This is a genomic window from Methanococcoides mangrovi (genome assembly GCF_052057775.1).
Lineage (GTDB): Archaea > Halobacteriota > Methanosarcinia > Methanosarcinales > Methanosarcinaceae > Methanococcoides.
Map to the genome: position 1 here is coordinate 1,431,475 of NZ_CP195121.1, position 26,418 is coordinate 1,457,892.

The 26,418-nt window shown below is 44.7% G+C and carries 23 protein-coding genes; 8 read left to right on the plus strand and 15 right to left on the minus strand.

The genetic code is table 11. The annotated features are described in order from the left end of the window. Positions 1 to 16: 16 nt before the first annotated feature. From ilvC to ACR3I3_RS07330, 5 genes are all read right to left on the minus strand, one after another. Positions 17 to 1,024, minus strand: a complete 1,008-nt coding sequence (gene ilvC / locus ACR3I3_RS07310) for a ketol-acid reductoisomerase (RefSeq protein ID WP_440951607.1) — start codon at positions 1,022 to 1,024, stop codon at positions 17 to 19. A gap of 38 nt (positions 1,025 to 1,062) precedes the next feature. Then, the gene (gene ilvN / locus ACR3I3_RS07315) at positions 1,063 to 1,548 is read right to left on the minus strand and encodes an acetolactate synthase small subunit (protein WP_440951608.1); all 486 of its coding nucleotides are present in this window, start codon (positions 1,546 to 1,548) and stop codon (positions 1,063 to 1,065) included. Further along, positions 1,545 to 3,236: an acetolactate synthase large subunit gene (locus tag ACR3I3_RS07320; protein WP_440951609.1), complete on the minus strand. Its 1,692-nt coding sequence runs from the start codon at positions 3,234 to 3,236 to the stop codon at positions 1,545 to 1,547. The genes ilvN and ACR3I3_RS07320 overlap by 4 nt, the downstream gene beginning before the upstream one ends. 121 nt (positions 3,237 to 3,357) lie before the next feature. Continuing rightward, positions 3,358 to 4,815 carry a (R)-citramalate synthase gene (locus ACR3I3_RS07325; RefSeq protein ID WP_440951610.1) on the minus strand — a complete coding sequence of 486 codons (1,458 nt, stop codon included), beginning with the start codon at positions 4,813 to 4,815 and terminating at the stop codon, positions 3,358 to 3,360. A gap of 291 nt (positions 4,816 to 5,106) precedes the next feature. Next, entirely contained in the window at positions 5,107 to 6,159 is a 1,053-nt protein-coding gene (locus ACR3I3_RS07330) for a M42 family metallopeptidase (protein ID WP_440951611.1), read from the minus strand. Between the two features lie 306 nt (positions 6,160 to 6,465). On the opposite strand from ACR3I3_RS07330, the gene mdh reads away from it, so the two are divergent. Then, positions 6,466 to 7,389: a malate dehydrogenase gene (gene mdh / locus ACR3I3_RS07335; RefSeq protein ID WP_440951612.1), complete on the plus strand. Its 924-nt coding sequence runs from the start codon at positions 6,466 to 6,468 to the stop codon at positions 7,387 to 7,389. A 207-nt stretch (positions 7,390 to 7,596) separates the two neighbouring features. Here mdh and ACR3I3_RS07340 read toward each other — a convergent pair whose 3' ends face one another. The 6 genes from ACR3I3_RS07340 to ACR3I3_RS07365 form a co-directional block, all read right to left on the minus strand. Further along, positions 7,597 to 8,337 (minus strand): 3-oxoacyl-ACP reductase family protein, encoded by a 741-nt coding sequence (locus ACR3I3_RS07340; protein ID WP_440951613.1) that lies wholly within the window; start codon positions 8,335 to 8,337, stop codon positions 7,597 to 7,599. 69 nt (positions 8,338 to 8,406) lie between these two features. After that, entirely contained in the window at positions 8,407 to 9,375 is a 969-nt protein-coding gene (gene nadE / locus ACR3I3_RS07345) for an NAD(+) synthase (RefSeq protein WP_440951614.1), read from the minus strand. A gap of 30 nt (positions 9,376 to 9,405) precedes the next feature. Further along, complete coding sequence (locus ACR3I3_RS07350) at positions 9,406 to 10,419, minus strand: hypothetical protein (RefSeq protein ID WP_440951615.1); 1,014 nt, start codon at positions 10,417 to 10,419, stop codon at positions 9,406 to 9,408. Then, positions 10,400 to 11,878, minus strand: coding sequence for a class I adenylate-forming enzyme family protein (locus tag ACR3I3_RS07355; RefSeq protein WP_440951616.1), 1,479 nt, complete (start codon positions 11,876 to 11,878; stop codon positions 10,400 to 10,402). The genes ACR3I3_RS07350 and ACR3I3_RS07355 overlap by 20 nt, the downstream gene beginning before the upstream one ends. A gap of 4 nt (positions 11,879 to 11,882) precedes the next feature. Then, positions 11,883 to 12,128 (minus strand): acyl carrier protein, encoded by a 246-nt coding sequence (locus ACR3I3_RS07360; RefSeq protein WP_440951617.1) that lies wholly within the window; start codon positions 12,126 to 12,128, stop codon positions 11,883 to 11,885. Positions 12,129 to 12,411: 283 nt separating this feature from the next. Further along, entirely contained in the window at positions 12,412 to 13,227 is an 816-nt protein-coding gene (locus ACR3I3_RS07365; RefSeq protein ID WP_440951618.1) for a 4'-phosphopantetheinyl transferase family protein, read from the minus strand. Positions 13,228 to 13,605: 378 nt separating this feature from the next. Here ACR3I3_RS07365 and ACR3I3_RS07370 point away from each other — a divergent pair, with 378 nt between their 5' ends. The 6 genes from ACR3I3_RS07370 to ade all read left to right on the plus strand — a co-directional run bounded on the left by ACR3I3_RS07370 (position 13,606) and on the right by ade (position 21,649). Beyond that, positions 13,606 to 14,235: a cohesin domain-containing protein gene (locus ACR3I3_RS07370; protein WP_440951619.1), complete on the plus strand. Its 630-nt coding sequence runs from the start codon at positions 13,606 to 13,608 to the stop codon at positions 14,233 to 14,235. Between the two features lie 21 nt (positions 14,236 to 14,256). After that, positions 14,257 to 15,447: a PGF-pre-PGF domain-containing protein gene (locus ACR3I3_RS07375; RefSeq protein ID WP_440951620.1), complete on the plus strand. Its 1,191-nt coding sequence runs from the start codon at positions 14,257 to 14,259 to the stop codon at positions 15,445 to 15,447. A 183-nt stretch (positions 15,448 to 15,630) separates the two neighbouring features. Then, a complete protein-coding gene (locus ACR3I3_RS07380; protein ID WP_440951621.1) occupies positions 15,631 to 16,041 on the plus strand; it encodes a hypothetical protein in 411 nt (136 codons plus the stop codon). Further along, positions 16,038 to 16,946: a metallophosphoesterase gene (locus ACR3I3_RS07385; protein ID WP_440951622.1), complete on the plus strand. Its 909-nt coding sequence runs from the start codon at positions 16,038 to 16,040 to the stop codon at positions 16,944 to 16,946. Before ACR3I3_RS07380 ends, ACR3I3_RS07385 begins: the two co-directional genes overlap by 4 nt. After that, on the plus strand, positions 16,943 to 19,777 hold the full coding sequence (locus tag ACR3I3_RS07390) for a DEAD/DEAH box helicase (RefSeq protein WP_440951623.1): 2,835 nt from the start codon (positions 16,943 to 16,945) through the stop codon (positions 19,775 to 19,777). The genes ACR3I3_RS07385 and ACR3I3_RS07390 overlap by 4 nt, the downstream gene beginning before the upstream one ends. A gap of 135 nt (positions 19,778 to 19,912) precedes the next feature. Further along, positions 19,913 to 21,649: an adenine deaminase gene (ade, locus tag ACR3I3_RS07395; RefSeq protein ID WP_440951624.1), complete on the plus strand. Its 1,737-nt coding sequence runs from the start codon at positions 19,913 to 19,915 to the stop codon at positions 21,647 to 21,649. A gap of 145 nt (positions 21,650 to 21,794) precedes the next feature. Here the strand turns inward: ade and ACR3I3_RS07400 are convergent, their stop codons facing one another. Genes ACR3I3_RS07400 through mpgP form a run of 3 tightly spaced genes read right to left on the minus strand, consistent with a single transcriptional unit; the run spans position 21,795 to position 24,402 of the window. Continuing rightward, positions 21,795 to 23,018 carry a glycoside hydrolase family 15 protein gene (locus tag ACR3I3_RS07400; protein ID WP_440951625.1) on the minus strand — a complete coding sequence of 408 codons (1,224 nt, stop codon included), beginning with the start codon at positions 23,016 to 23,018 and terminating at the stop codon, positions 21,795 to 21,797. Between the two features lie 5 nt (positions 23,019 to 23,023). Next, a complete protein-coding gene (locus tag ACR3I3_RS07405; RefSeq protein WP_440951626.1) occupies positions 23,024 to 23,554 on the minus strand; it encodes a hypothetical protein in 531 nt (176 codons plus the stop codon). 32 nt (positions 23,555 to 23,586) lie between these two features. Continuing rightward, the gene (gene mpgP, locus ACR3I3_RS07410) at positions 23,587 to 24,402 is read right to left on the minus strand and encodes a mannosyl-3-phosphoglycerate phosphatase (RefSeq protein ID WP_440951627.1); all 816 of its coding nucleotides are present in this window, start codon (positions 24,400 to 24,402) and stop codon (positions 23,587 to 23,589) included. 247 nt (positions 24,403 to 24,649) lie between these two features. On the opposite strand from mpgP, the gene gpgS reads away from it, so the two are divergent. Continuing rightward, positions 24,650 to 25,879 carry a glucosyl-3-phosphoglycerate synthase gene (gene gpgS, locus ACR3I3_RS07415; protein WP_440951628.1) on the plus strand — a complete coding sequence of 410 codons (1,230 nt, stop codon included), beginning with the start codon at positions 24,650 to 24,652 and terminating at the stop codon, positions 25,877 to 25,879. A 25-nt stretch (positions 25,880 to 25,904) separates the two neighbouring features. Here gpgS and ACR3I3_RS07420 read toward each other — a convergent pair whose 3' ends face one another. After that, positions 25,905 to 26,225 (minus strand): DUF6951 family protein, encoded by a 321-nt coding sequence (locus ACR3I3_RS07420; protein ID WP_440951629.1) that lies wholly within the window; start codon positions 26,223 to 26,225, stop codon positions 25,905 to 25,907. Between the last annotated feature and the right edge of the window lie 193 nt (positions 26,226 to 26,418).

Sequence of the window (26,418 nt, forward strand, 5' to 3'; positions counted from 1 at the left end):
AATATCGTTCTCAGGCTTACTTTTCGTTGAGCTCGCTGTTGAGCCATGGCATCATTGCCCTGAGCTTCTTACCAACGACCTCTACAGGGTGCTCGTTCTCGAGGCGTTCCATGGATGTAAGCACAGCGTGGTTTGTCTGTCCTTCAAGGACGAACTCACGTGCGAACTCACCGTTCTGGATCCTCTCAAGTGCAATGTACATTGCTTCACGGGACTCTTCGTTGATGACCTGTGGACCGACTGTAAGACCACCGTATTCTGCGGTGTTGGATACAGAGTACCACATCTTCTCAAGACCGCCCTCGTGGATGAGGTCAACGATGAGCTTGAGCTCGTGGAGTGTTTCGAAGTATGCCATCTCCGGCTGGTAACCTGCTTCAACGAGTACTTCGAAGGAGGTCTTGATGAGGCTTGCGACACCGCCACAGAGGTCTACCTGCTCACCGAAAAGGTCGGTCTCGGTCTCCTCGCGGAAGGTTGTCTCGATGACACCGGCCCTTGTACAGCCGACACCCTTTGCGTGTGCGAGTGCCATCTCATGTGCATTACCTGTTGCATCCTGGTAGATAGCGATAAGTCCAGGTACACCGGCACCTTCATTGTATGTCCTTCTTACAAGGTGGCCAGGGCTCTTTGGTGCGACCATGTAGACGTCAACATCTTTTGGTGGTATGATCTGGTTGTAGTGGATGTTGAATCCGTGGGAGAATACGAGTGCGTTGCCTGCTTCAAGTCCTGGCTCGATCTCTGCATAGTATATTTTTGACTGGACCTCGTCAGGGAGGAGTATCTGGATGACGTCTGCAGCCTTTGCAGCTTCTGCAACTGTCATTACCTTAAGACCATCGTCCTCTGCCTGTTTCCAGCGGCGGCTGCCTTCTCTAAGGCCAATGACAACATTGAGTCCTGAGTCGTGAAGGTTCTGGGCCTGTGCGTGTCCCTGGCTTCCATAGCCCATTACAGCTATTGTTTTATCTTTAAGTGCGCCAAGATCGGCGTCTTTGTCATAGAACATTTCTACCATATTCATTTCTCCATTTTTAATAAGTCAAATTAATTCAATCATGAGCTTTTAGAACCTCTTGTAAGTGCTACCTTACCGGTCCTTGCCATTTCCTTGATTCCGAAAGGTCTCAGCAACGTCTGGATCGCCTTGATCTTGTCAGAATCTCCTGTTACCTCGATGGTAACTGTCTTTGAAGCGACATCAATGATCCTTGCCCTGAAGATATCCACTATCTGGATGATCTCAGCACGGGTATTGGCATCTGCATTCACTTTTATGAGTGCCAGTTCCCTCTCAACCGATTCCTCAGCACCAAGGTCTGTCACACGTATGACATCGATCAGCTTATTAAGCTGTTTTGTGACCTGCTCGAGCACAAGGTCGTCACCACGGACGACAATTGTCATCCTTGAGATGGTAGGGTCTTCGGTAATTCCCACTGCAAGGCTGTCAATGTTGAAACCTCTTCGTGAGAAGAGCCCTGCAACTCTTGCCAGTACACCGTATTTGTTCTCTACCAGAACTGCAAGTGTATGTTTCATTGTATCTTCTCCAGGTCAAGTATCTCGTTGATCGCTGCGCCTGCCGGTACCATTGGTGATACGTTCTCCTCCCTTTCGATGATGAAGTCGAGGATCACAGGCCGGTTCGCTTCGACCGCCTTTTCGATAGCAGGTCTGACCTCTGAAGGTTTGGTCACACGTATTCCGAGTGCACCATATGCTTCTGCAAGCTTTACGAAGTCAACGCTGTTCTCGATAGTGGTGTGTGAATAGCGGTGTTCGAAGAACAATGCCTGCCACTGCCTGACCATTCCAAGATAACCGTTGTTGAACAGTGCGATGATGATCGGTATGTCGTTCTGTACAATAGTTGCCATTTCCTGTGAGTTCATCTGGAACGATCCGTCACCGGAAATGTCGAAGACGACCTTGTCAGGTCTTCCCAGTTTTGCTCCTATGGCTGCCGGGAATCCGTATCCCATGGTCCCCAGACCACCTGAGGATATGAATGTGCGTGGCTCTTTGTATTTGAAGTATTGGGCAGCCCACATCTGGTGCTGTCCGACCTCGGTAACGATGATCGCATCAGGGCATACCTCGTTGATCTGCTCGATGATATACTGTGGCTTGATCGCGTCATCCCTGTTGACATAGTGAAGCGGGAAGTCCCTCTTCCAGATGGCGATTTTGTCAAGCCATTCCTTTGTATCACATTCGCTTACATGTGAGAGAAGTGACTTGAGGACATGTTTTGCATCACCGACGATCGGTATGTCCACAGTGACGTTCTTTGAGATCTCTGCAGGATCGATGTCAATGTGGATGATCTTCGCATTTGGTGCGAATGACTGGATCTTTCCTGTGACCCTGTCGTCAAAACGTGCACCGACAGCTATCAGCAGATCGGATTCCTGTATCGCATAGTTGGCATACTTCGTACCGTGCATTCCAGGCATTCCGAGGTAAAGGTCATTGTCGTTCGGGAAGCCACCGATACCTGTAAGGGTTGTTGTGACAGGTGCCCTGATCTTCTCTGCAAAGGCCAACAGTTCCTTGCTTGCATTTGAGCCGATAACTCCGCCACCTGCGTAGATAACAGGTCTCTTTGACTTTGCTATGGCTGATGCAGCCCTTTTGATCTGCTGGGCGTTGCCTTTGTATGTTGGCTTGTAGCCGCGAAGCTCTACCTTGTCGGGATATACGAAATCGATCTCGTCGGTCGTAATATCCTTTGGCATATCAATAAGTACAGGTCCTGGCCTGCCTGTGGAAGCGATATGGAATGCTTCTTTTATGATCCTTGGGAGGTCATTTGCATCCTGTACGAGGTAGTTGTGCTTTGTGATAGGCATTGTTATGCCTGTGATGTTAGCTTCCTGGAAAGCATCATTACCTAACATTGAGCTTGGTACCTGTCCGGTGAAAGCCACCATTGGAATTGAATCCATGTAAGCGTTTGCGATACCTGTGACAAGGTTTGTTGCTCCTGGGCCTGATGTTGCCAGGCAGACACCCACCTTTCCGGTAGCCCTTGCATATCCTTCGGCTGCATGGACTGCTGCCTGCTCATGCCTGACGAGCAGATGGTGCAGGTGTGCATCATAGAGTTCATCATAGATAGGGAGCAGCACGCCGCCCGGGTATCCGAATATGACTTCGACATTCTCCCTGTACAGGCACTCGACGAATGCTCTTGCGCCTGTCATTCTTTGTGGTTTTTCGGTCATGCTATCTTTTCCTTTTAGTTGATCGGTAAGATATTATCAATTGATCGATATGTTCGAATTGTTATTTTTCAGTCTGTAACTTGCTTCTTACTTGTTAGTAGGTCGTCCTGTATCCGGACGTTCAGTCCTTTATCAGCTGGTTGATACCGTTTATGATCGCTTCTACAGATGCCAGGATTATGTCTGTGCGGGCACCCCTTGAAGTGACCATCTTTCCTTCCCTGGAAAGCTTGACCAGTACTTCTACAAGCGCATCGGTACCACCGGTGATGGCATCCACATGGTATTCTTCAAGCTGGATATCTGCAAAGCCTGATATTGCCTTGCGTATTCCCTCGAAGGTCGCGTCCACAGGTCCGTCTCCGATGCCGGCTTCTACGATCTCCTTTCCGTCCACTGTAAGTCTTACGGAAGCGGTTGGTATTGCCTTGTTACCGGAGACTACAGTGAATTCCTCCAGCTTGACCTTGGACTCGTGGTAGATATCAAGCACTGTCTCAGCGATGGTCTGGAGGTCGGCGTCTGTGACACGTTTTCCGTGATCGCCTAATTCTTTGACACGACCTACGATCTCATTGAGCTGTGACTCATCCACATCAAGCCCCAGCTCTTTTAATGCAAGCGTGACGGAACTCTTTCCTGCATGCTTTCCAAGGACGATCTGCCTTTCACGTCCGATGCTCTCAGGGGTGATCGGCTCATATGTGGAGGTGTCTGCGAGTAATCCATGTACGTGGATACCTGCCTCATGAGTGAATGCGTTTCCGCCAACAAGCGGCTTGTTAGATGCCACAGCAAGTCCGGTCAGGCGACTGACGAGCCTTGAGGTCTTGTAAAGCTCACTGGTCTTTATCCCTGTATCATAGTTGTATAGCCACTCAAGGCCCATTACGACCTCTTCAAGTGCAGTATTTCCTGCTCTTTCTCCGATGCCGTTTATGGTCATATGTGCTTCTTTTGCACCGCCGTTGAGTGCAGCGATGGTGTTCGAGACCGCGAGGCCGAAATCATTATGGCAGTGAATGGCCACTGGTACATCGATAGCTGATGAAAGTTCTTTGAATATCTCGGTCGTTCTTTCTGGCACAAGCATTCCCACAGTGTCACAGAAACATACCCTGTCAGCACCTACTTCCACACCTGCCTTGTACAGGTCCGTTAAGAAATCAAGATCTGCCCTTGATGCATCCTCTCCGCTAAGCTCCACTATAAGACCGTGGTCCTTTGCGTACTCGGTGGCACTTAAAGCCATTTCCTTTAATGCTTCCCTGTCCTTCTTCAGCTTCACACTAATATGAAGGTCTGATACAGGTGCCACGAGGTGAATTGAATCCACATCACATTCTAAGGCATAGTCCACATCCTGCTGCATAATGCGGCAGTAGCTGCAGATCTCTGCGTCCAGACCTTCAGCTGTCACAGCACGAATAGCCTCGCGCTCACCCTCTGAAGTGATGGCAGAACCTGCTTCGATGATGTCTACTCCCAGATCGTCGAGCTTGCGTGCGATCCAGACTTTTTCTTCTGTTTTCAGTGCGACACCGGGTGTCTGTTCACCGTCTCGTAAAGTTGTGTCCAAAAACCGGATATTTTCGAATAATGTAATCCCTCAGTTGTTCTTTTATTTTAGCGAGATCTAGTTTTCTGCTTATCAGTGATCTCTGAATTTATCACTAATAATCAGTATGTTATTTATAGCTACATGTCGCTGACTATCACAGCCTGAATAACATTCCTATTGTTTTTAGTACTTTTGGTGGCAAGGAATTACCTGCCGATAGTGACAATTGATACTTTCACAAAGGTTATACCGGACAGGATCTGGAATGTCTAAAGAAAAAAGGGATGCCTGGAAGGCACCATTGTCGTATCAGAAATACTTGTCTATATTGAGCACTGCCTTTGCGATAAGATCTGCACAGGCCTGAAGGTCCTCAAGGGACAGCACTTCAACAGGTGAATGAATGTACCTTGTGGGTACGCTGATGGTGCTTGAAGGGATACCTTCCCTTGTGAGGTGTATCGCTGTAGCATCAGTAGTACCGCCGTCACCTACGTTAAGCTGGTATGGGATCTTATTCTCTTCAGCCGTTTCCTTTAGCCACTTTACGACATTCCTGTCTGCGATAAGTCCTCTTCCGGACGCATCAACGACCGTGATGACCGCACCTTTTCCCATTTCCAGTGCGGAGTCCTTCTTGTCGATCCCGGGGTGGTCTCCGGGGAAGGTGACGTCAACTGCTATGGCAACGTCAGGGTCCAGACCGAATGCTGATGTACGTGCACCTTTAAGGCCGACCTCTTCCTGCACTGTTCCAACAGCATGGACGGTTGCCTTAACATCAGCTTCAGAGAGCTGTTTCATTGCATCGATCAACATTGCGATACCTGCACGGTTGTCAAAGGCCTTACATGTGACAAGCCCGTTGGCAAGAGGTTTGTAATCCCTGTCAATGGATATTGGAGATCCTACGCCCACTCCCATGTTGATAGCATCCTCTTTATCCTTTGCACCGATGTCGATGAACATGTCTTCTGCCTTTACAGGCCTGTTCTTATCTTCCTCTTTCATTACATGCGGCGGCTTTGATCCGATAACTCCTGTAAGAGGCCCTTTGCTTCCATGAACGATGACCCTCTGGCTGTGGAGTGTCTGGTCGAACCATCCTCCTATCTTCACAAAACGCAGGAATCCTTTGTCATCGATGTACTGGACCATCAGCCCGATCTCATCCATGTGTGCTGCCAGCATGATGACAGGACCTTCACCTTTCTTTGTGGTGATGAGATTACCCATCTTGTCTGTCCTTGCCTCATCCACATATGGTCTGATCTCCTCTTCCATGATATCCCTGATATTGTTCTCATATCCGGATATTCCGTGTGCATTGGATAACTTTTCAAGTAGCTTCTCTAGTTCCATAGCTGATCGATGGTAGATTGTTGTTTGAGGATATAAATGTTAGAGTAAGTGTTCAGTTGTTGAGTACATTTGAATGATGTGAAGAAAATAGCCGGATATTTAATAGGAAATTCTATTCGTCTTATGGACGTGTATTTGGCATATGGATGTGTGTTCGTTATCTGGATGTGTATGATTTTTTTTCTTATTTTGGTTTAAATTGTGTTTCAAACTTCAAAACCAAGAAAAGATATATTACTTTTGAGCATCAATCTTAGACTATAGCTTAACTACTGGCTATATCTGAATATTTGGGGGTATTTAAATATGAAAAAGATTGCAGTCATAGGATCGGGTAACGTCGGATGTGCAACTGTTCAACGTCTTGCGGAGCTTGAAATCGGAAATATTGTAATGACCGATGTCACTGAAGGTGTTGCCAAAGGAAAAGCACTTGATATTATAGAGGCTGCTCCTGTACTTGGATATGATGTCGATATCCTGGGCACCAGTGATTACGCTGATATTGAAGGCTCCGATATTGTGGTCATTGCTGCAGGGATTGCCCGTAAAAAAGGAATGGTACGTGACGATCTGATGAAGGTCAATGCAAACATCATAAAAGAGGTTTCTGAAAAGATCTTACTATATGCTCCGGATGCTATTGTTATTACAGTCACCAATCCGCTTGACATCATGACGTATGCAACACAGAAATATACCGGATTTAAAACGAATCGTGTATTTGGAATGAGCGGTGTGCTTGATTCAAGCAGGTTTGCGGCTTTCATTGCAATGGAACTTGGCGTTTCCGCAAAGGATGTTTCTGCACTGGTACTTGGAGGGCACGGTGATTCAATGGTCGCATTGCCACAATACACTACAGTATCAGGGGTACCATTACCTGAACTTCTTCCTGAAGATGTGATCGAAAGGCTTGTACAGCGAACTGTCAACGCAGGAACCGAAATTGTTGAACACCTTAAGACAGGCAGTTCCTTCTTTGCTCCTGCAGCAGCCATCGGATCAATGGTGGAATCAATAGTCAATGATCAGAAAAGGGTTCTTCCTGCATCTTCTTATCTGGAGGGCCAATATGGTGAGGATGGCCTGTATCTTGGAGTTCCTGTGATCCTGGGTAAGAATGGTATAGAAAAGATCATCGAACTCGAACTGACCGAAAGCCAGAAACAGGCATTTTCAATATCTGCTGATCATCTACGTCAAAGCATATCAAAACTGCAGCTGTGATATGCAGAAATCTGGTAGGTCTCATTTGGTTGTATCTTTCTACTTTGCGAGTGTTATTTTCGGTGTAGGAATGATCCAACTTTAATTTTATATCTATTTCTAATTCGAAATCTAATTCTAAATTTTTACAGAATTTGAAGACAATTTTGATGCAGGTAATAATTTAATGTCTTTTGCAGTCGAATTAACTTTTAATTTGTTGTTTATTCAGATAACCTGGCATCCATCAACAGATATAACCTGGCCGCTTATATAATCCCCAAGCTCCGAACTTAAAAAAAGAACAACTTTAGCAACGTCTTCCGGTATGCCACTTCGCCCAAGAGCTATGTTCTCTATCATTTTTTGGCGAACTTCGTCTTTCAGGTCCCGGGTCAGATCAGTTTCAATGAACCCTGGTGCAATAGCATTTACAGTGATACCGTATCTTCCAAGTTCTTTTGCAGCGGATTTCGTAAATCCTATCACTCCTGCTTTGCTGGCCGAATATGCGGATTGACCGGTATTTCCATTCAGTCCTATTATGGATGAGAGATTGATTATTTTTCCGGTTCGTTGCTTTCTCATCATGTTCGAAGCATATCTACTGCAAAGGAATGTTCCTTTCAGATTTACATCAATGATATGCTCAAATGACTCCGTACTTGTCATCATCAAAAGATTGTTTTGTATTATTCCGGCATTATTGACAAGTATATCGAGTCCGGTATATTGTTTTTTGATGAGATCGAACATTTCCTTTACTTCGCTCTCAACAGAAACATCAGCTTTTATTATGCTAGCCTTATACCCCTTCTCTGTAATTTTATCCACAAGCTCGGTAGCCTCGTCTTCACTTTCGTTGTAGTTGATGATCACAGTTGCATGGTTCTCCGCTGCCATTAAGGCTGTAGCTCTTCCAATTCCCCTGCTGGCTCCTGTGATCAGTATTACTTTGTCTTTAAGCATGGGTGGCTTCCCTTTATCGAAAAACTAATTTTCGCATCCCAAAAATGAAGAGGTTGACCAGGATTCTGGTCATTTGACGAGATCACATATGGGGGCCGGTGATATGATGTACCTGGCCGCGTTTCTGACTTTGTCAATACCCTTTTTTGCTTTGTTTATCGTTTCTTCCGGAAGTTCTGTATTCTCTTTGATCACATCCACAGGCAGATCATGCTCCTGTGAGTACAGTAACTGGTCCATGATCTGAATTGGCATTCTCCAGAAGAAATCCTCATCAGATGTGTAGCTACTCCACGTATCAGCGCTTGGTGGTCTTTCTATTATTTCCTTATCCACACCCAACAGGTTGGCCAATGCGTATACCTGGGTTTTGTAGCAATCTCCCAGAGGCTCGATGTCCACTCCCCCATCTCCATACTTTACGAACTGCCCCAGAAGGTATTCGGTCTTGTTGGTGGTACCGCATACAAGATAATTGTTCTTTTCGGCGTACATATACTGGACCAACATTCTTGATCTCTGTTTCACATTCTGGATCCCGATCAATTCGAGATAGTCCTTTGCTTTTAACCTGTTCTTTGCAATTACCTCATCATCTTTCACAATTTTGATGGTTGGGATAGTTAACATATCATTTTCCAGGAGACTTGGAAGGACCAGTGAGGTCTTGTGAATATCCGGATCATATTCAGGGCAGGTTCTCTTTATTATCCGCTCCTTTTTTCCGTATATATCAAGTGCTTCCAGGATCGGCGTAATAGGAACTTCTTCATATGAAACACCCAGTGTGTCACAAAGTGTTGCTCCAAGATTTTTGCTGGATGGAGCTGATTCTTCTTCGGGTAGTAGTAATCCGTAAACATTCTCCTTCCCCAAAGCCTGAACTGCCAGCGTAAGTATTACCGCTGAATCTATTCCCCCTGAAACTCCTAAAACAACTCCTTTTTTCTTAAAGTCCCTTACATTATCCTGAATGAAAGTCCTGATCTTAGAGGCATTTTCTTCAGTATTATTGTTCAGTTCATCAATTATTGTCATTATGTTTCCCCCATGATATATCTAATACAGTTATTCCATTTCCAGATCAAGTTTCTTTGCAGCCATTTCTATCAATGGCTCTGATAGTTCTTTGTTCAATTTTTCCAGTCCCTCTTCCTGAGTCATATCCCCGCTTCTCACAAGACCCGCTATGTCGAAAGCATAGGGGTGAATATCATATTTCTTGATATGGTTATGGCAGGCAAATGAGTTCAAAAGGCAATTTGTAGAGTTGCTGTCACTAATCTTTGGAGCTATCCACCCCAGGTCTGCCAGGGTCTCTATGATCTTATCTTCGTTGTAGTCCCACAGGCACATTGGGTGCAAGATCGTTGGGGTCTTGTCTTTGTCAATGCTTTTTATGATCTCATCCTTGATCAGGAATGCCTCATCCTTATCCTCTACGCCTATGTTTTGCAGCTGCTTCTCAAAAAGGTCCCTGGACCACTTTATAAAATTGACCTGAAGGTCTATTATAGGGGTAGGTGACTGGCCGGATGTAAAAGCAAAAACAATGAATGGTGCTTTGCGAATTATTGCTTGTTCAATGAGCTTTTGTTTGATTATGCTGATGCATGTGTTACAAATGTCGCTGGCCCTGTATCTGGCAAATTTTGAGTATGCATTTGTAGATATGGCTGCCTTTCGGAATGCATCATATAGTGCCTCTTCTTCCATGGTCAGCTTGAAATAGTCGCATCCAACGATCTCACACATCTTTTTTGCATTAGCGATGGCAGTCTCTGATATGAAGGCATTATCAAACTGAACTGCAAGGATCTTCAGGAATGGATATTCCTTTTTCAGCTTATATAGTCCATACGAGGAGTCTTTTCCGCCGGAAAGTGCGAAAATAACATCATAGTCCCCTTCTCCACTTTTTTCTTTAAGCAGGTCTCCCATTATCGCAAGGTATTTCTTCTTATCTTCCGAAGAAAGGGGTTCGTACTTCTCACAGAACTGGCAAAGGCCGCTTTCTTCATTTATCTTTATACCAGGAATGTCTGAATCTAAAATACATCTTTTACATATTAGTTTTGACATTTTGATACGCCTCTATTATGGACCTGTTAGAGATCTTACCGCTTTTGCTTAGTGGCAGGTTCTCAATAAGAATTATTTCCAGTGGACAAAGAAAGCCCGGAAGGTTCTTCCTGCAAAACGAATACAATGTTTCAACTTCTGTATTCTGAGTTGGTATTACCATCAGGCTGATGGCATTTCCCATATACTGATGTTCGACCGGAACTACGAATACATCCGATACATCATTATTTTTCTGAATTAATTTCTCCACTTCTCTTGGATTTATTCGATGGTCAGCGACTTTGATAAGGTCATCTTTGCGACCAAGTAATTTGAAGTAACCATTTGGTAATTTTTGTGCCAGGTCACCAGTATACATCCAGCCATCGATTATCTTTTTGCGTGTAGCTTCCTCATCGTTAAGATAACCTATCAGTATGTTCTTTCCTCTGGCGATCAGTTCCCCTGTGATCCCCGGTTCAACCGGCTTTCTGTTATCATCAACCACATCAAGTTCAACTCCCGGGATAGGCCTGCCGATAGTATCCGAATATTCTTTCAGGTCTTCTGAGGGTACATAAGCAAGTCTGGCAGTTGCTTCTGTTTGGCCATACATTGGGATGATCTCAATGCCGTCATTCAATTCTTTGATCTTCTCTATGATCTCTGTTTCCATAGCCCCGCCTGCGGATGCAGCAAGCCTGACGTTGCTGAATGCTTTCTGGAAGCTGGAAGGATATTTGAGAAGGATGCGATATGTGCTTGGAACTCCATAGAATATAGTTACTCCCGATCCTATTAGCTCGAATGTCGATCTAAGGAACGTGAGACCACCTATTGCAATGGATCCTCCTGCAACCAATTGTGAATTTACGATCGAGTTCCCAAAAGCATGGTGCGGGGAGATGACCTGTGCAGCCTTATCTTCCGGTTTTATGCTGAGCACCTCTATTATGGAATTTGCGTTCGAGATCAGGTTTTCATCACTTAACATGACACCTTTTGGCGCTCCGGTTGTTCCGGATGTGTACATAACGAGCCGTAGCAGATCATTATTATCTTCACTGGTGATATTTTTGCGTAGAGTTTTCAAGGATGAATCTTTACAGATCTGGATCAAAGTACTGAACCGGTCAAAGAATGTATCTTCAAATCTCGAATACTGTTGTTCGCTGACAATAATATTGTTTATCCGGTTGCTATCCAGAATCTGTTGAATATTGGATTCTGTGAGTTCAACAGGAAGAGGCACAGCAATGTTGTTCGATCGATACACTGCCATTAAGGTCCGAATGTACTCGATACCCGGTTCGGCAAAGATGGCAAATTTGCAGTGATCGAATCCCTCGATCTCAGTTGCTATGGTGTTTATAGCTTCATCAAGATGACCATAGGATATTGATCTGCCTTTTTCTTCCAATGCAATTCTTTGAGGATTTTCTCGTGCATGTTTTTCAACATATTGATCGATCTTCATGGTTTCACTTAATCAAATTTTGGAGCGTGTTCACAATGCTATTGATCGAATCAAAATTTTCAGGAGTTAACATCTCCTCAGGAATATCTATAGAATACTTTTCAGAAATAAAATCTAAAAATTCGATCAATCCAATTGAATCGATGATCCCGTTCATTGTTAAAGAATCATCATCTCCTAATTGTGTGCTACTGTCCATAAACGAATTATCCTGCAAAAACCCCAATATGTCCTGTTTGATCTCATCCATGATAGTCAACCTATTCTGTTTGTTATCTAAAGAGAATAATAACTTTACACGGTCAAAAAGCAAGTCAGCAGTTGTATATTGTATACTCTCTGCATCATAACAGTTTGACCTAATTCCCCATAAACAAAATAACTTCACTAGTATATAAGATGTTTCTATAGCAAACAATTTATTAACTTGCTGGCTTTGATATCTTACATTTCACTTATTTGTTAGTTAGTTATTTGTTTAGATGGTCAGCTAGTTAGTTGGTTATTAAAAAATATTTTTTTGCTGATATTACTTATATGAACTTTAGCAGCGTTTTCTCCATTTTTATGGGGATGCCTTTTTTGAGATAGCATATATTGACCTCATTATCTTTTGAATCAAAAACAACAGAGAGTACATATTCATTATTTACTATGAGTTCATGGTGATCCAGGTCATCAAGAGCAATTTCTTTATTCAAACATGCCATCATGCTCTGATCGGTCAGTTTACAATATGCTTCTTTCAATGTCCATGCTTTCAGTACATTAACATTGTCTTCCATGGGCATATCTCTTTCAGGCCCTTTATTCTGGAAATATTTTGAGAATCGAGTTAAATATATTGGTCTGATGTGTTCAATGTCAAGTCCTGCTTTCTGTCTTGATAATAAAATAGCAACAAGGTTCCTGGTATATGAGATACAAATATAGATCTCCTTGTGGTCCCCAATACATACACGTCCGTTGTTGTTTCGATAGAGCGATATTTCGGAAGGTGTTTTTTTTCTCAGTATGTGCTGTAGAATGGCCTTCAGGAGTGATCGGGATACTATGAACCTTTTCTTAAAATATTCTGTTCTTAATGTTTTCAGGTATTCTTTTTCATCACAGGTCAGATCTGGTGATCGTAATTGTTCATACAGTTCCAGATCGGCCAGAAAAATAAGGACTTCGCTCTCATCCCACAATTCGTGGATCACTGAGGACGATAAAATATTTGATGGTCCTGCTGATTTAATATCCATGAAAGAACCTTTTGTATTTGATAACATCAATGATGTCGGCAGGCAGTGATCAGATCTGTGAATTCTTTTGATTTTATGCTGTTCAATATTTCTATGATCCATTTTTGGTGGTCATATTGATTATCAAAAGATTCTTTATTTTATTTCTGTAATCCAGCCAGTTGAATGTTTATTAGTTTTAGTATTTTTTATTTATCTACTTATTCATTCTTGTCAGTGAATGCTAATTTCAGGATCTTCATCTTCTATACGTTTTGTGTGATTGTATCTTTTTATCTCCTCTTATTATATTTATCATATATATTTCTCATAATGATGAGTACAATGACTTTTTATTTTTTTTCACAATGTATATATACTACAAATAACAATTGGAATGTGGGGATTTTGAATACTGTAGTTTCGATCAAGTCAGTTCAGCTTATCAAACGATTTCAAAACAAAGGAAAAAATATGTTCGGGATAAAAAAGTTTTTAATAGTGTCAGCTATATTTGCATTATTTGTAGCCACCGTTAACGTTTCTGCAGCGGCTTCAGATGTGATCCTAAAACCGTCATCCCAGACAGTTACACCGGGGGAAACTTTCACAATTGATGTCTTTGTATCTCCGGATGTGGATATTGCAGGAATGCAGTTCGATCTTGTCTTTGACGGCAACCAGTTCCAGGTATCTGAAGCAATTGAGGGAAATCTGTTCAAACAAAGTGGTATGGACTCATTTTTCGTTGCAGGTTCAGTAAATTCCGGTTTGCTGGATGATGCTTATGGCTGTATCCTTGGCGCTTCGGATGTAGCAACACCGGCGAACTTTGCCAGTGTTACTGTAACTGCAACAGAGCAGGCAAAAGGAAGGTCTGAACTTGTTCTGACCGACGTTATCATAAGCGATCCTTCAGGTAATGCTGTGGACATCGAATTAACAAATACAGTTATCACTGTCGCAATAGTTGATGTAAACCAGGATAATGTTGTTAATTTTGTAGACTATGGACTGGTTGAACAGCATTTCGATGAAACAACTTCATATCCTTATCCTGCATGGGATGTGAATCAGGATAACATTGTAAACCTTCTTGATCTGATGCTTGTACTATCTCACATGGATTAATATGGTAGGTAAGGGATTCCGATGAAACGGGACATTCTCATCTCTGGAAAAAGTAGGGTATGCTCCTTACTACTTTTTTTTCTGGTAACGATCACATGTATTAGTGGACTCGCCGGTGCTACTACTAACATCAGTATAATGCCTGCTTCCGGGTCCGTACAGGAAATGCAGGAATTCACTTTAACCGTATATCTGCAGCCAGATCGTCCCGTTGCTGGTATCCAGTTCGATCTGATATATGACAGTGATCTTATTAATGTGGTCACTGTATCTGAAGGCGATTTCCTGGGGCAGGATGGTGCTCTTGTCTGGTTCAATCCCGGTAATGTTGAAAGTTCAAACGGGAAGATCGATTCTATATACGGTCTGATACTTGACAGGACAACCGTCGAAGGGCCAGGTTCGGTTTCCGTCATTCAGATGAGAGCCGGGAATGTATCTGGTACAAGCGCTCTTTACCTTTCTAATGTTGTAATAAGTGATGCACAGGGGCAGGTCATACCTACGGAAATTGTTAATGGATCGATAACAGTCTCATCTGATACATCTTCATCAGGCAGTTCCGAATCAAGTGACGGAAGTGATGAGGCGGGATCCTCAGCGATAACTACCACAAGCGGGTCATCTGAAACATTTGAAGCTATTGAAAGAGGACGTCAGGCCGTGTATCTGGGTTCTCAGGTCTCATTCCAGTTCGATAAACCTGAAAACCCTGTCAGGTACATCAATTATGAGTCCCTTGCAAATGCCGGTAATGTGATAGTAACGATCGAGGTCCTTAATAATCCTTCACGTTTTGTTTCATCTGCTCCTCCAGGTACGGCATATAAAAATGTAAATATCTGGCTGGGGAAACCCGGGTATGCCACAGAAGACAATATCAAGGATGCAGTTATCGGGTTCAGGGTTGACAACTCATGGTTTGAAGAAAACCGCATATCTGATAGTTCAGTGATGTTGTATCGTTATGAACAGGACAGATGGGTGCCTCTTCCAACAACAAAGATCAGTGAGACAAGCAGTTATGTTAATTTTGAATCAACTACGACCGAATTCTCTCCATTTGTGATCGTAGGGGATATTTCAGAAGAGGTCATAGCAGAAGTAGCAGAAGCTGATGAGTCTGCTGAAGAAGGCGAAAGCCTTGATCAGAATGCAGCTCTGATCCTATGCTTATCCCTGTTAGCACTGCTGTTTGCCAGAAGAAGGTAATTTGTAGCTGTTTTTGCAGCATTTCTTTTAATTTTTTATTCTTCCAGACGTTACATATTCATATTTCCGATTTTTATTCACCAGCTTTAATTCACTTGGCAAAGGACTTTTATGTGATATCAATTCAGTAGTTGTGAGGACATTACCGGAAACCGAGATCAACAATATTCAATGAGGTAAACAATGCTTGAACGACTGATCCCCAAACAGAGGGCAACTTCCACCCGGCTTGGAGGCATCCTTATCCTTGTAGGCGAGACCATGTTCCTGTTCTCCATCCTTAATTTCATTATGATCACCCGTCTTCAGTATTACAGCTCCGGTGATTCGTTTGCAAGGACCATATTCCCGGAATATTCCATCTTCCTGTTGGGGATGTTCGCCGTAGCCTTCATAGGAATGTGGCTGACATATGTCTATATTTTCCCGAGCAAGCAGAAGTTCTCGCAGGAACAGGCTGTAAAGGATAACCGAAGTCCCATGTACAACCGCCTTGTGGAGATGCATGAGGAAATGCGTGAGATGCAGTCTATTATGAAGGAATTGCAGGAAAAGGTAGATGCCCTGAGCAGAGAGGGACAGAAAGAACAATGAGCATAACTGTTGAACCTGTTATCAATGAACCTGCCCTTGTGGTAACATCAGATACAAAGGCCCTTGTACTTGCAGATATCCATCTCGGGATCGAATGGGACCTTTACAGGAGCGGCTTTTCAATACCCAGCCAGATCGAGCAGCGTCTTGAGCGCATCATGGCCCTTGTGGATCAGGTGGAACCTGACAGGATCGTACTTCTGGGTGATGTAAAACACAATGTGCCGCAGGTATCCTGGCAGGAGAGGGATGAGATACCTTATTTCATAGGAAAGCTTGCAGAAAGGGCAACGGTTGACATCTTCCCAGGAAACCATGATGGAGGGATAGAGTTCCTGTTACCACCGGAGAGTGACGTGAATATCTACCCTGCACGTGGTGATATCATTGATGGAGTTGGATATTTCCATGGTCACACATGGCCATCGTTAGAACTATTGTCTGCTGAACATGTAATTGTTGCTCATAATCATCCTACAGTTCGTTTCACCGATGCCATGGGTTATTCCGTTGTGGAGCAGGTCTGGATAAGGGCACGGTTTGAAAGAGAGGTTCTTGCAGACCACTTCAGGAGTGCCGATCTCTCTGAGGAAAGTGATGGCTGGTCAGATCCCGATGTCGTAGTGGTCCCGGCCTTCAACGAACTCTGTGGTGGTGTTGCTTTCAATGAATCAATGCTTGACGATCTTCTTGGACCGATCTTCTCATCCGGTGCACTGGATATCGATCACTCTGACATTTATCTGCTGGATGGTACATATCTTGGAATTTTGAAGAACATCAGGAAACTGGAAGAGACACAATCCGGCAGGGGTCGGAGCAAAGGCGGCCGGGGTAAAAGGACCAATAAGAACAAAAGGGATAACCGTTCCAGACAGAAAGGTTCAAAGGAGACTGGAAAATGAGCTTTGGCAATCAGTTCGATGCATTCCATCCTGCCATTCAGGAGGCCCTTAAGAAAATGGGCTTCACAGCTCCCACCAAACCCCAGGAGATGTGCTTCCCGCATATCCTTGCAGGAGAGCACACATTCCTGATAGCTCCTACCGGTTCAGGTAAGACTGAATCCGCGATCCTTCCCATGTTCGATCACATCCTTCGTAAAAGCGAAGAAGGGCGCACAGGTATCTCTGCTCTTTATATTACGCCATTGCGAGCTCTTAACCGCGATATGCTCACACGTATCCAGACATGGGGTAAGGAGCTTGGAATAACCGTACAGGTGCGCCATGGTGACACCTCCCCTTATGAAAGGCAAAAGCAATCCCGCAATCCTCCTGATCTTCTGATCACAACACCTGAGACACTTCAGGCGATGTTCACAGGCCCGCGTCTGCGGAAGAACCTTGAGTGTGTCAGTTACGTTGTGGTTGATGAGATCCATGAGCTGGCATCCTCCAAAAGAGGGGCACAGCTTGCAGTTGGACTTGAGAGGCTTGTGGAGATATCCGGAGAGTTCCTCAGGGTGGGACTTTCAGCCACCGTGGGAAATCCCGATGTGGTCGCACAGTTCCTTGTAGGTTCAGGAAGGGATGTTTCCGTTGTTCAGGTCTCCATGATAAGCCTGCTTGAGTTCAATGTGGTAAGTCCGCAGATCACAGATGAGGATGTTGCTATCGGGAAAAAGATCGGTTGTGAGCCGGAGTTCGCATCTCATCTGCGCTGTATCCGTGAGATCGTGGAAAGCCACCTGTCAACTCTTATTTTCGTTAATACTCGACAGAGTGCAGAAGCCCTTGCATCAGGTTTCAAGATCCTTGAAGCTTCCATTGGGGTGCATCACGGTTCACTTTCAGTTGATGCACGTATCGAAGCTGAGGAATCCTTCAAGGCAGGTGACATAAAGGGCCTGATATGTACCTCTTCAATGGAGCTTGGGATCGATATTGGTAAAGTTGACCACGTTGTCCAGTATGGCTCCCCCAGACAGGTATCCCGCCTGCTCCAGCGTGTGGGGAGAGCAGGACACAGGATACACGAGGTCTCCCGTGGTACTATCCTTGCAATGGGTTCCGATGATATCTTTGAAAGCATGGCGATCACAAAGGCTGCAATGAAAGGTGAGGTTGAGGATATAACGCCTCATAGCGGTTCACTGGATGTCGTGGCGAACCAGATATCCGGAATGGTGATCGATTTTGGGGATGTTGAGATAAGGAAGATCCATTCCATTCTGAAGCGTACATACCCTTTCAGGGACCTCACCATAGAAGAGCTAGAACGTGTTGTGAACCAGGTAACAGATTACAGGATGGTCTGGCGTGACGAGGGTTCCAGTGTCATAAGCAGGCGAAAGAAGAGCTGGCAGTATTATTATGACAACCTCTCAATGATACCTGATGAGAGGAAGTTCGAGATCTACGATATTGTTTCCGGCAGGTCCGTGGGAATGCTGGATGAGGCTTTCGTTGTCAACTTTGCATCTCCCGGTGCAGTGTTCATCACCAAGGGTGACATGTGGCGTGTCATTGAGATGAACACCGACCGGGACCGTATAAAGGTCGAGCCTGTAAGGACCATGGGAGAGATCCCGAGCTGGACAGGTGAAGAGATCCCGGTCCCCTTCGCAGTGGCGCAGGAAGTAGGAAGGATCCGTTTCAGGATATCGTTCCTGCTGCATGATGGGAAAACCGATGAAGAGATCGCAGAAGCATTGATGGAAGATTATCCTGTTGATATCCACAGTGCACTTGAGGTCATAGAGCTGATAAAAGAACATCTTTCAAAAGGCTGCCCGGTTCCTGATAATGATACCATCGTTATAGAGGATGAAGGAGAGGCTGTGATCATCAATTCCTGTTTCGGGCACACTACCAACGAGACCATAGGAAAGGTCATTACATCTCTTCTTGCTGCACGTTTCGGCAGCAGTGTGACCCAGGAGATCGATCCTTACAGGATAAGGATGCAGCTCCCAAGGCGTACGAAAGCCCTGCACATCCAGGAGATGATCTACGATATCAAGCCTGAGCACATCGAGCCTATCATTGAGATGACCCTGAAGAACACTTCCGTCATGAAGTGGAAGATGGTCCATGTGGCACGCAAGTTCGGTGCATTGAGCAAGGATATCGATTATGACCGCATCAGCATGAAAAAGCTGCTTGAGATCTACAAGGGAACTTCCATGTACGATGAGGTCATGCGTGAGATCTTCCACAACATGCTGGATGTGGACCAGGCAAGGGAAGTGCTTGCCCGGATAGCTTCAGAGGAGATGGTGATACTGGTAAGTCCTGTTCCGACACCCATCGGATCGGCAGGATTTGCAATGAGGCGTGACCTTGTGGCACCGGAAAAAGCTGACCGCTCGATCGTACTTGCCTTAAAGGACAGGATCATGCATGACAGGATAATACTGTTCTGCGTTCACTGCAAGACCTGGGTATCACGCAGGAAGGTCATGAACGTTCCCGATGAGATCGTGTGCCCGGTCTGTGATTCCCGAATGGTTGCTGCACTCAAGCCCTGGGAAGAGGAAGAGATCAAGCTTGTCCGCAAACAGGATAAGGTAACTGCAAAGGAAGATGTGAAACGCATCCAGAAGGTATATCGTAATGCCAGCATTGTTATGGCCAACGGGAAACTTGCTGTCATAGCCCTTGCAAGCCGTGGGATCGGTCCGGAGACCGCTTCCCGTGTGATCGAGAAGATGCGTGTGGACGAGGAAGCGTTCTACAGGGACATCATGGCCGCAGAAAGGAACTATGCCAAGAACAAGCAGTTCTGGAAATGAGATTGTGGTACATGCTGTTTGTACTGAAGTTTTCGAGTTTACAGGTTCCTGTTCTTTCTTAATGCCTGTTCCTATTGCTATTCCTGATTCCTATGGCGCAACGTCCTTATACTTTGTAAATCCAAAAAACCTGCCATGGATATAAGGGACAGGATACTCGCAGCCACAGGCGAGGTAAAGGCAGATACGATCTTTACCGGCGGTCATATCATTAATGTTAACACGAAAGAGATACTTGACAGGGACATTGCGGTCAAGGGCGGCTATATTGTAGGCATCGGCGATGTTTCAAGCCTGAAGGGTGATGATACCCAGGTCATCGATGCAAGTGGTCGCTACATCTGTCCGGGGCTTATCGACGGTCATGTTCATTTTGAATCCAGCATGGTCACCCTGAGCCAGTTCTCCGTACCTGCCCTTGAACACGGTACAACATCTGTTGTTATCGATCCTCATGAGATAGCCAATGTCCTTGGCAGGAAGGGTATTGAACTGGTGCTTGAAGAAGCTGCATCATTGCCTCTGAATGCTTTTGTGTCGATCTCATCATGCGTTCCGGCAACTGCCTTTGAAACAGCCGGTGCAGCGATCAGCGCAGAGGACATCGATTCCCTGATCGCTAACGAGAATGTGGTTGGCCTTGGCGAGATGATGGACTATCCCGGTGTATTGTTCGGGGATGAGAACAAGCTGTCCATGATAAGGGCTGCACTCAGGGAAAGGCTCGTGATCGATGGTCACTGTCCTGCACTTTCCGGAGAACAGCTGTGGGGATATATGGCAGCCGGAATATCCACGGACCACGAATCCATTGAATACGAAGAGGCCCTTGAGAAACTGCGTCTTGGAATGAAGCTCATGATAAGGGAAGGTTCCGCGGCCAAATCCCTTGATCGGTTCCTTCCACGTCTGATCGGGGAGGGTATATCTCTTGATAATGTATTCTTCGTCACCGACGACAAGCACCCCTCAGACCTTATGGAAGGCTATATGGATGTGATCGTCAGGAGGGCCATAGCAATGGGACTCTCTCCTATGGATGCTATCTGCATGGCAAGCATCAATACCGCAAAGCACTATCATCTTGATAATCTGGTCGGTTCCATTTCCATTGGCAGGAAGGCCGATCTGATAATACTCGATGATCTTGATACGTTCAGGATAGATTCTGTCTATGCAGCGGGGAAGCTTGTTGATGGCCTTTCACCTTCCTATGAATATCCCGATCTTGTCTTTGACACTGTAAGGTTCCCGCAGATCGATGCATCTGACCTGCAGCTAAAAACAGATCCCGACAGGGATTATCGGGTCTCAGTTATCAGCGTCCTGCCTGACCTTATCCTCACGGAAAAAGAAACTGCCACTCTTCATTCAGATGGCGAGGGGGTGTTGGTCCCTGATCTCGATAATGATATCCTGAGCGTTGCTGTGATCGAGAGGCATGGTAAGAATGGCAACATTGGTCTTGGCTTCATCAGGGGAATAGGCATAAAGAACGGTGCCATCGGCCAGAGCATAGGCCACGACAGCCATAACGTCGTTGTTACCGGGGATAACCATTCGGACATGGCATTATGTGCCAATACGATCCGTGAGATGAATGGGGGTATCTGCGTTGTCAGCGATGGCAGGGTGGTGGCAAAACTTGAACTTCCATTCGCAGGACTGCTGAGCACTCTTCCTGTTGAAGATGTCGAAAAGAGGCTGAACGAATTGCACACGGCAGTTAAGAGCATTGGCTGCGATCTACCTGCTCCTTTCATTACACACTCCTTCATAGCTCTCCCTGTGATCCCATCCCTGAGACTTACAGATATGGGTCTTTTCGATGTGGAGAGTTTCAGTCTTGTATCTCCTATAGAAGACGAATGAAGTAATTAAAAAAGAATATTGGGGGCATTTGTTGATCTACCGATCAACATAATGCCTTGATTTGTCCAATATTTCAAATCAGTCACTTCGATGATGGAACAGTTCAAGCAAAGAAGTGATCTCAGTATCATCCGGAATGCCGATCTTACCCAAATTTCTCGATATAGTTCTTGTAGGCTCTTATGTACTCTGCATGAGGCCATATCAGGGGTATCGTTACGTATGCCATTCCATCCTTCCATTTCGGATGTTTTCGGATATTCTCTATCATGGTGAGCTTGCTGTCCCTGAGGATCTTTGCGTTGGTGTAGTCCTCATACCACATCTCGAACCTTTCGATGGTCGAAATGTGCTCAGGTAACTGGTAGTTGTGTGCCATGTCAACCACCCAGCCCAGGTACATCTCTGCCATATCCTCGTCATCAATAGCAATGTAGTGGTTCGCCAGCTGGCATGTGAAGTGACACCAGGGGCCATATCCGCCATTGTTCCTGTCCCACATCTCAGGATAGCGGTTCAAACCCCCGATCTCCTTATCCCAGAGTTTATCATGTATCCTCCTGACAGTATAACGGTTCTTGATGTCATGCTGGCCTATGAGCTCAAAGTATGCAGGCGCGTATTCCACAACATCAACATCGATGACGCTTGATGCAAAGGCATCATATCCGATAGGGTTACTGCTTTTCTCTTTTACGCGTATGCATTTGATAAACGAACGCCTGCGGGGGCTGTACATGCGGGTGAGAATAGCTTCCCTGATCTTTCCGGCTTCTGTTTTCCATATGTCTACATCTTCTTCAAGAGCTTCTCCCATATTAACTGCTGCCTCTATTCCTGCACAGCATGCTGAGTTGGCATATATCTCAAATCCATGTTCATAGGCAGGATATTCATGGATACTGTTAACGGTATGGATCAGGTCCACTTCTTCGTTCTTGTTCATCAGTATGAACTCTACGGCCTTTTTGACGGTTTCCCAGTGCTTTTCCACAAAGACCCTGTCAGCCATTGATTCAAAGAAGAGGCCACCTGTTGCTTCGAAATATTTGCCCATTGCATAAAGTACAAGGCCGTTCCCATCGATCTGCAGGTCCTTGTAGCTGGCATCATTTCCGTCAATATCATATCTCTGGGAAAATTCTCCCAGTGGTTTCTGTGAATTCAATACAAATTCAAGACCCCTTCGGGCCTCGTCCAGCATTTCGGCATCAATACATCCAAGTATTGCCACCGAGTGGTCCCTTGGGTAGATAAACGGATAACGTGTTCCCGGGGGGCTGGCATAGAAACCTCCCTTTTCGTGCTGGTTGTTCTTAAGGATCTTAACGCTGTTCTCATATAGTTTTTCAGCTTCGATCAGGTTCAAAGAATTCACTCCTTTTCAAGATGGTTTATCTTACAAACGTAATAGGCTTTCTCAAGATATGTGTCAACTTCCTCTTTTGTCATATTTGCCTTTTCAAGGGCTTTCTCGTTGTAGACTATGTTGTTGGTCCGTGGGCATCTTGACCCTACGTTGAGAAGCTCAACACCGGCCAGTTCACCACGTCTCCTGATGTAGCTGTGATGAAGTATTCCTGTGACAGTTGTAAGTGCAGGGTATTTCCACCCGTCCTCTGCTTCCATCATCTGTTTGTTGGAAAGGTTAACAAGCTCTATGAACTGTGAAGGTCTCTCCCCGTATATCGTTATGAAATCAAGAAGTGTGTTAGCGAACGGGCATACAGGTAAATAGTTCACATCATTCTCGCGTGCACCTTCAAACCCCGGTCCTTCGATCTCAGCCAACTCCTCCCCTATCTCGCGGAGCCACTCCAGTGCGTTCTGGGCTCCGTTCTTATCCACCATTTTGATGATCCCTATCAAAAAGGCCCTTGAAATCATATTCTCAATTCGTATCAATCAATGTCCCCCTTTAGTTACTCTTCACTGAATTACTGATCTTTCCCGATCAGATCACTGATCGCTTTATTCCATCCTAAAGGCCCGATACCCTCTACGCGCCTTATATTCGGATCAGTTATGGATAGGTCATGTATGCTTCCTGGCTTTTGTACAAGTACGGGTATATCCACAGACTCCAGCATAGGCAGGTCGTTCTGGCTATCACCAAGACCAATAGTAGTAATGTCATTGAACTGCTGTCTGTAAATATCGCTCAGGATTCTGACCGCTTTACCCTTATCGTTATTCCCGATGATGTGCCAGTACCTTCCTCCTCTTGTGTGGTTGTACCCTGCAGCCGCGATAAGTTCTTTCATCTTAGAGGCTTTCTCTTCGGTCTCATCGATTATCCTGAATACCTCGTCATACTCCCGTATCTTTGCAAGCTCGGCAGAGCGAAGATCAAGACCTGTATCCTTACTGACCTCCTCTGCGGTCATATTCCCGAAATTTATAATCTCAATACTGGAGCTTTTGCTGATCTCAACGAGAGTATCTTTCAATATGGAATAACCTGTGCCAAGTTCTATGACGTTATAGTTCCCGATCCTGTGGTCAAATTTTACATCGCTGTCAAAATACCCTTCCGGAACGAATATCCCTCCCCCGTTCTCAGATATGAATGGATGGTGACAGTCCAGTTCCTCAACGTATACTTCAAGCTCGGCGCGTGTCTTGCTGGTACAGAATATCAGTGGTATGGCTTTTTGCTTCAGCAGGTTAAGTGCAGGTCGTGCTGCTTCGTATGAATAAGTATCATGGTCCACCAGAGTTCCGTCAAGGTCTGTAAATACAATATATCCCAAGAAAGTTTACCCCCCTTCTGGCATTTTTAAAAAATGAAGCTCTCTGTTGTCATTTTAGTGAGCGGTTGCCAGTTTTACATTTCACTTTCGTATAAAAGCTTATATTGAATGTTCTATATATATGTATTTAAACTTATCATACAAAGGGAATGGGGAAACGTATTTGCATTTGGGGGAATGCGTTTCTTACTGACTGTTCACCTGGTTATGAGCACTTAACGAATTACCGGATCAATTGGGGAGTTAAATGGATTTTTACCAGGAATACATCACAACAATTCATGATTTCAGTATTGATAAAGAAAAACTTATAAAAAGGATCGACGAACTAAAATCCCGCAGACCTTCAACACTTATCATTCCCATATTATATGAGGAGGTAAACAATCCTCCTCTTAAGAACATAATCTCTAATCTCAATGAGTGTACCTGCCTTAATCAGGTAGTTATTGCTCTTGCGGCTGAGACTACGGAAGAATATGTACATGTGGTGGAATTTTTCAGGGAACTGAAAACTCCTCATCTCGTGGTATGGTGTGATGGTCCCCGTATCCAGCACATCCTGTTCACGATGAAAAAGATGGGAATAGACATTACTTCATTTAAAGGCAAAGGTAAGGATGTCTGGCTGGCTACGGGTATCGCGACCCTTGATTCTTATGCTATTGCATATCACGATGCTGACATTGTCACTTATTCGAAAGACTTCCCTGCAAAATTATTATATCCTGTTGTGGAACCAGAACTGAACTTCTTTTTCAATAAAGGGTATTATGCAAGGATAAACATGGAAAATAAGACCATGCATGGTCGTGTTTTCAGGCTTTTTATACGTCCTTTGCTTGACACTCTGCAGATGGACATACAGGCGGATGTCCTGAGATATCTGCTTGCTTTCCGTTACACTCTTGCAGGTGAGTTTGCCATGACCAGTGACCTTGCAATGAACATACGGATCCCTGCGGACTGGGGACTTGAAGTAGGTCTTCTTGCAGAGGTTTACAGAAATGCAACAACTAAAAAGGTCTGCCAGACCGATCTTGGATATTATGACCACAAGCATCAGGATATAGGTGGCAACAGGTCCGAGGGACTTTGCAAAATGGTCGGTGATATTTTCACTACATTTATGAGGATCACTACGGAATCCACAGACCATGTAATCTCACCTTCTTACCTGCATGGCATTCATGTGAAATATAAACGCCTTGGTCAGGACCTGATACGCAGGTATCATGCTGATGCCCTCTGTAATGGTCTTTATTATAACAGGCATGAGGAAGAGCTTTATGTTGATATGTTCGCACATGTGATCACGAGAGCAGGTGAAGATTATCTTGCCCATCCTTCAGATGTGCTCATGCCTGACTGGACACGTGCGCTTTCGGCGATGCCGGACCTTCGTGAACAGCTATACGAGGCATGCCTTGCCGATGAAAGGGAGTATTGCCATGTGCCTGTGAAAGGAGATGACTGATCGGAGATATGACCGGAGGCAGGGGTTATTCAGGTTCAAAATTTATACTGATAGTTCCTGAACTTTCTGCAAGGTTCTTTGACATAAATCCGGCTTCCAGGCTGCACATGTGAAGTACTGCACAGGGGACCAGGCATGTAGAACTGCATTTTGCTTCCTTTGCCTTTCTGATGACGTAATTGTCATCAATACCGAATATTTCCATCATCGGGACTTCCAGATGTGATATTTCCCTGATCTTTTCGCATGGGCTGTCGATATCGATGATTATCCTGTCACCATCCAGATGTCCGGTTACTGTATGGGTGAACCCACATATTGCAGAATCCACGGTTATCTTTGTCATATCTTGATCATCCACTTTAGATTCGATTTCAAATTATGTTTATTCAGGATATTAAATAGAAGATCATCTTCTATTACATATCGAGTAAGTTATCCTTATATAAAATTTAGATACATGTTAATTAAATACTTAGGAACCAGGGGTCAGGAGCTATAATATGTCACATCAACATCCTTCTTCGTCATTATCCCAA

Bases quoted from the DNA above. Each gene is read 5' to 3' on its own strand.
- ACR3I3_RS07420 (WP_440951629.1), bottom strand. From the start codon at position 26,225: ATGACAAAGATAACCGTGGATTCTGCAATATGTGGGTTCACCCATACA.
- ACR3I3_RS07320 (WP_440951609.1), bottom strand. From the start codon at position 3,236: ATGACCGAAAAACCACAAAGAATGACAGGCGCAAGAGCATTCGTCGAG.
- ilvN (WP_440951608.1), bottom strand. From the start codon at position 1,548: ATGAAACATACACTTGCAGTTCTGGTAGAGAACAAATACGGTGTACTG.
- ilvC (WP_440951607.1), bottom strand. From the start codon at position 1,024: ATGGTAGAAATGTTCTATGACAAAGACGCCGATCTTGGCGCACTTAAA.
- ACR3I3_RS07375 (WP_440951620.1), top strand. From the start codon at position 14,257: ATGAAACGGGACATTCTCATCTCTGGAAAAAGTAGGGTATGCTCCTTA.
- ACR3I3_RS07360 (WP_440951617.1), bottom strand. From the start codon at position 12,128: ATGGATGAGATCAAACAGGACATATTGGGGTTTTTGCAGGATAATTCG.
- nadE (WP_440951614.1), bottom strand. From the start codon at position 9,375: ATGACAATAATTGATGAACTGAACAATAATACTGAAGAAAATGCCTCT.
- ade (WP_440951624.1), top strand. From the start codon at position 19,913: ATGGATATAAGGGACAGGATACTCGCAGCCACAGGCGAGGTAAAGGCA.
- ACR3I3_RS07390 (WP_440951623.1), top strand. From the start codon at position 16,943: ATGAGCTTTGGCAATCAGTTCGATGCATTCCATCCTGCCATTCAGGAG.
- ACR3I3_RS07365 (WP_440951618.1), bottom strand. From the start codon at position 13,227: ATGGATCATAGAAATATTGAACAGCATAAAATCAAAAGAATTCACAGA.
- ACR3I3_RS07380 (WP_440951621.1), top strand. From the start codon at position 15,631: ATGCTTGAACGACTGATCCCCAAACAGAGGGCAACTTCCACCCGGCTT.
- ACR3I3_RS07355 (WP_440951616.1), bottom strand. From the start codon at position 11,878: ATGAAGATCGATCAATATGTTGAAAAACATGCACGAGAAAATCCTCAA.
- gpgS (WP_440951628.1), top strand. From the start codon at position 24,650: ATGGATTTTTACCAGGAATACATCACAACAATTCATGATTTCAGTATT.
- ACR3I3_RS07330 (WP_440951611.1), bottom strand. From the start codon at position 6,159: ATGGAACTAGAGAAGCTACTTGAAAAGTTATCCAATGCACACGGAATA.
- ACR3I3_RS07385 (WP_440951622.1), top strand. From the start codon at position 16,038: ATGAGCATAACTGTTGAACCTGTTATCAATGAACCTGCCCTTGTGGTA.
- ACR3I3_RS07340 (WP_440951613.1), bottom strand. From the start codon at position 8,337: ATGCTTAAAGACAAAGTAATACTGATCACAGGAGCCAGCAGGGGAATT.
- mdh (WP_440951612.1), top strand. From the start codon at position 6,466: ATGAAAAAGATTGCAGTCATAGGATCGGGTAACGTCGGATGTGCAACT.
- ACR3I3_RS07350 (WP_440951615.1), bottom strand. From the start codon at position 10,419: ATGTCAAAACTAATATGTAAAAGATGTATTTTAGATTCAGACATTCCT.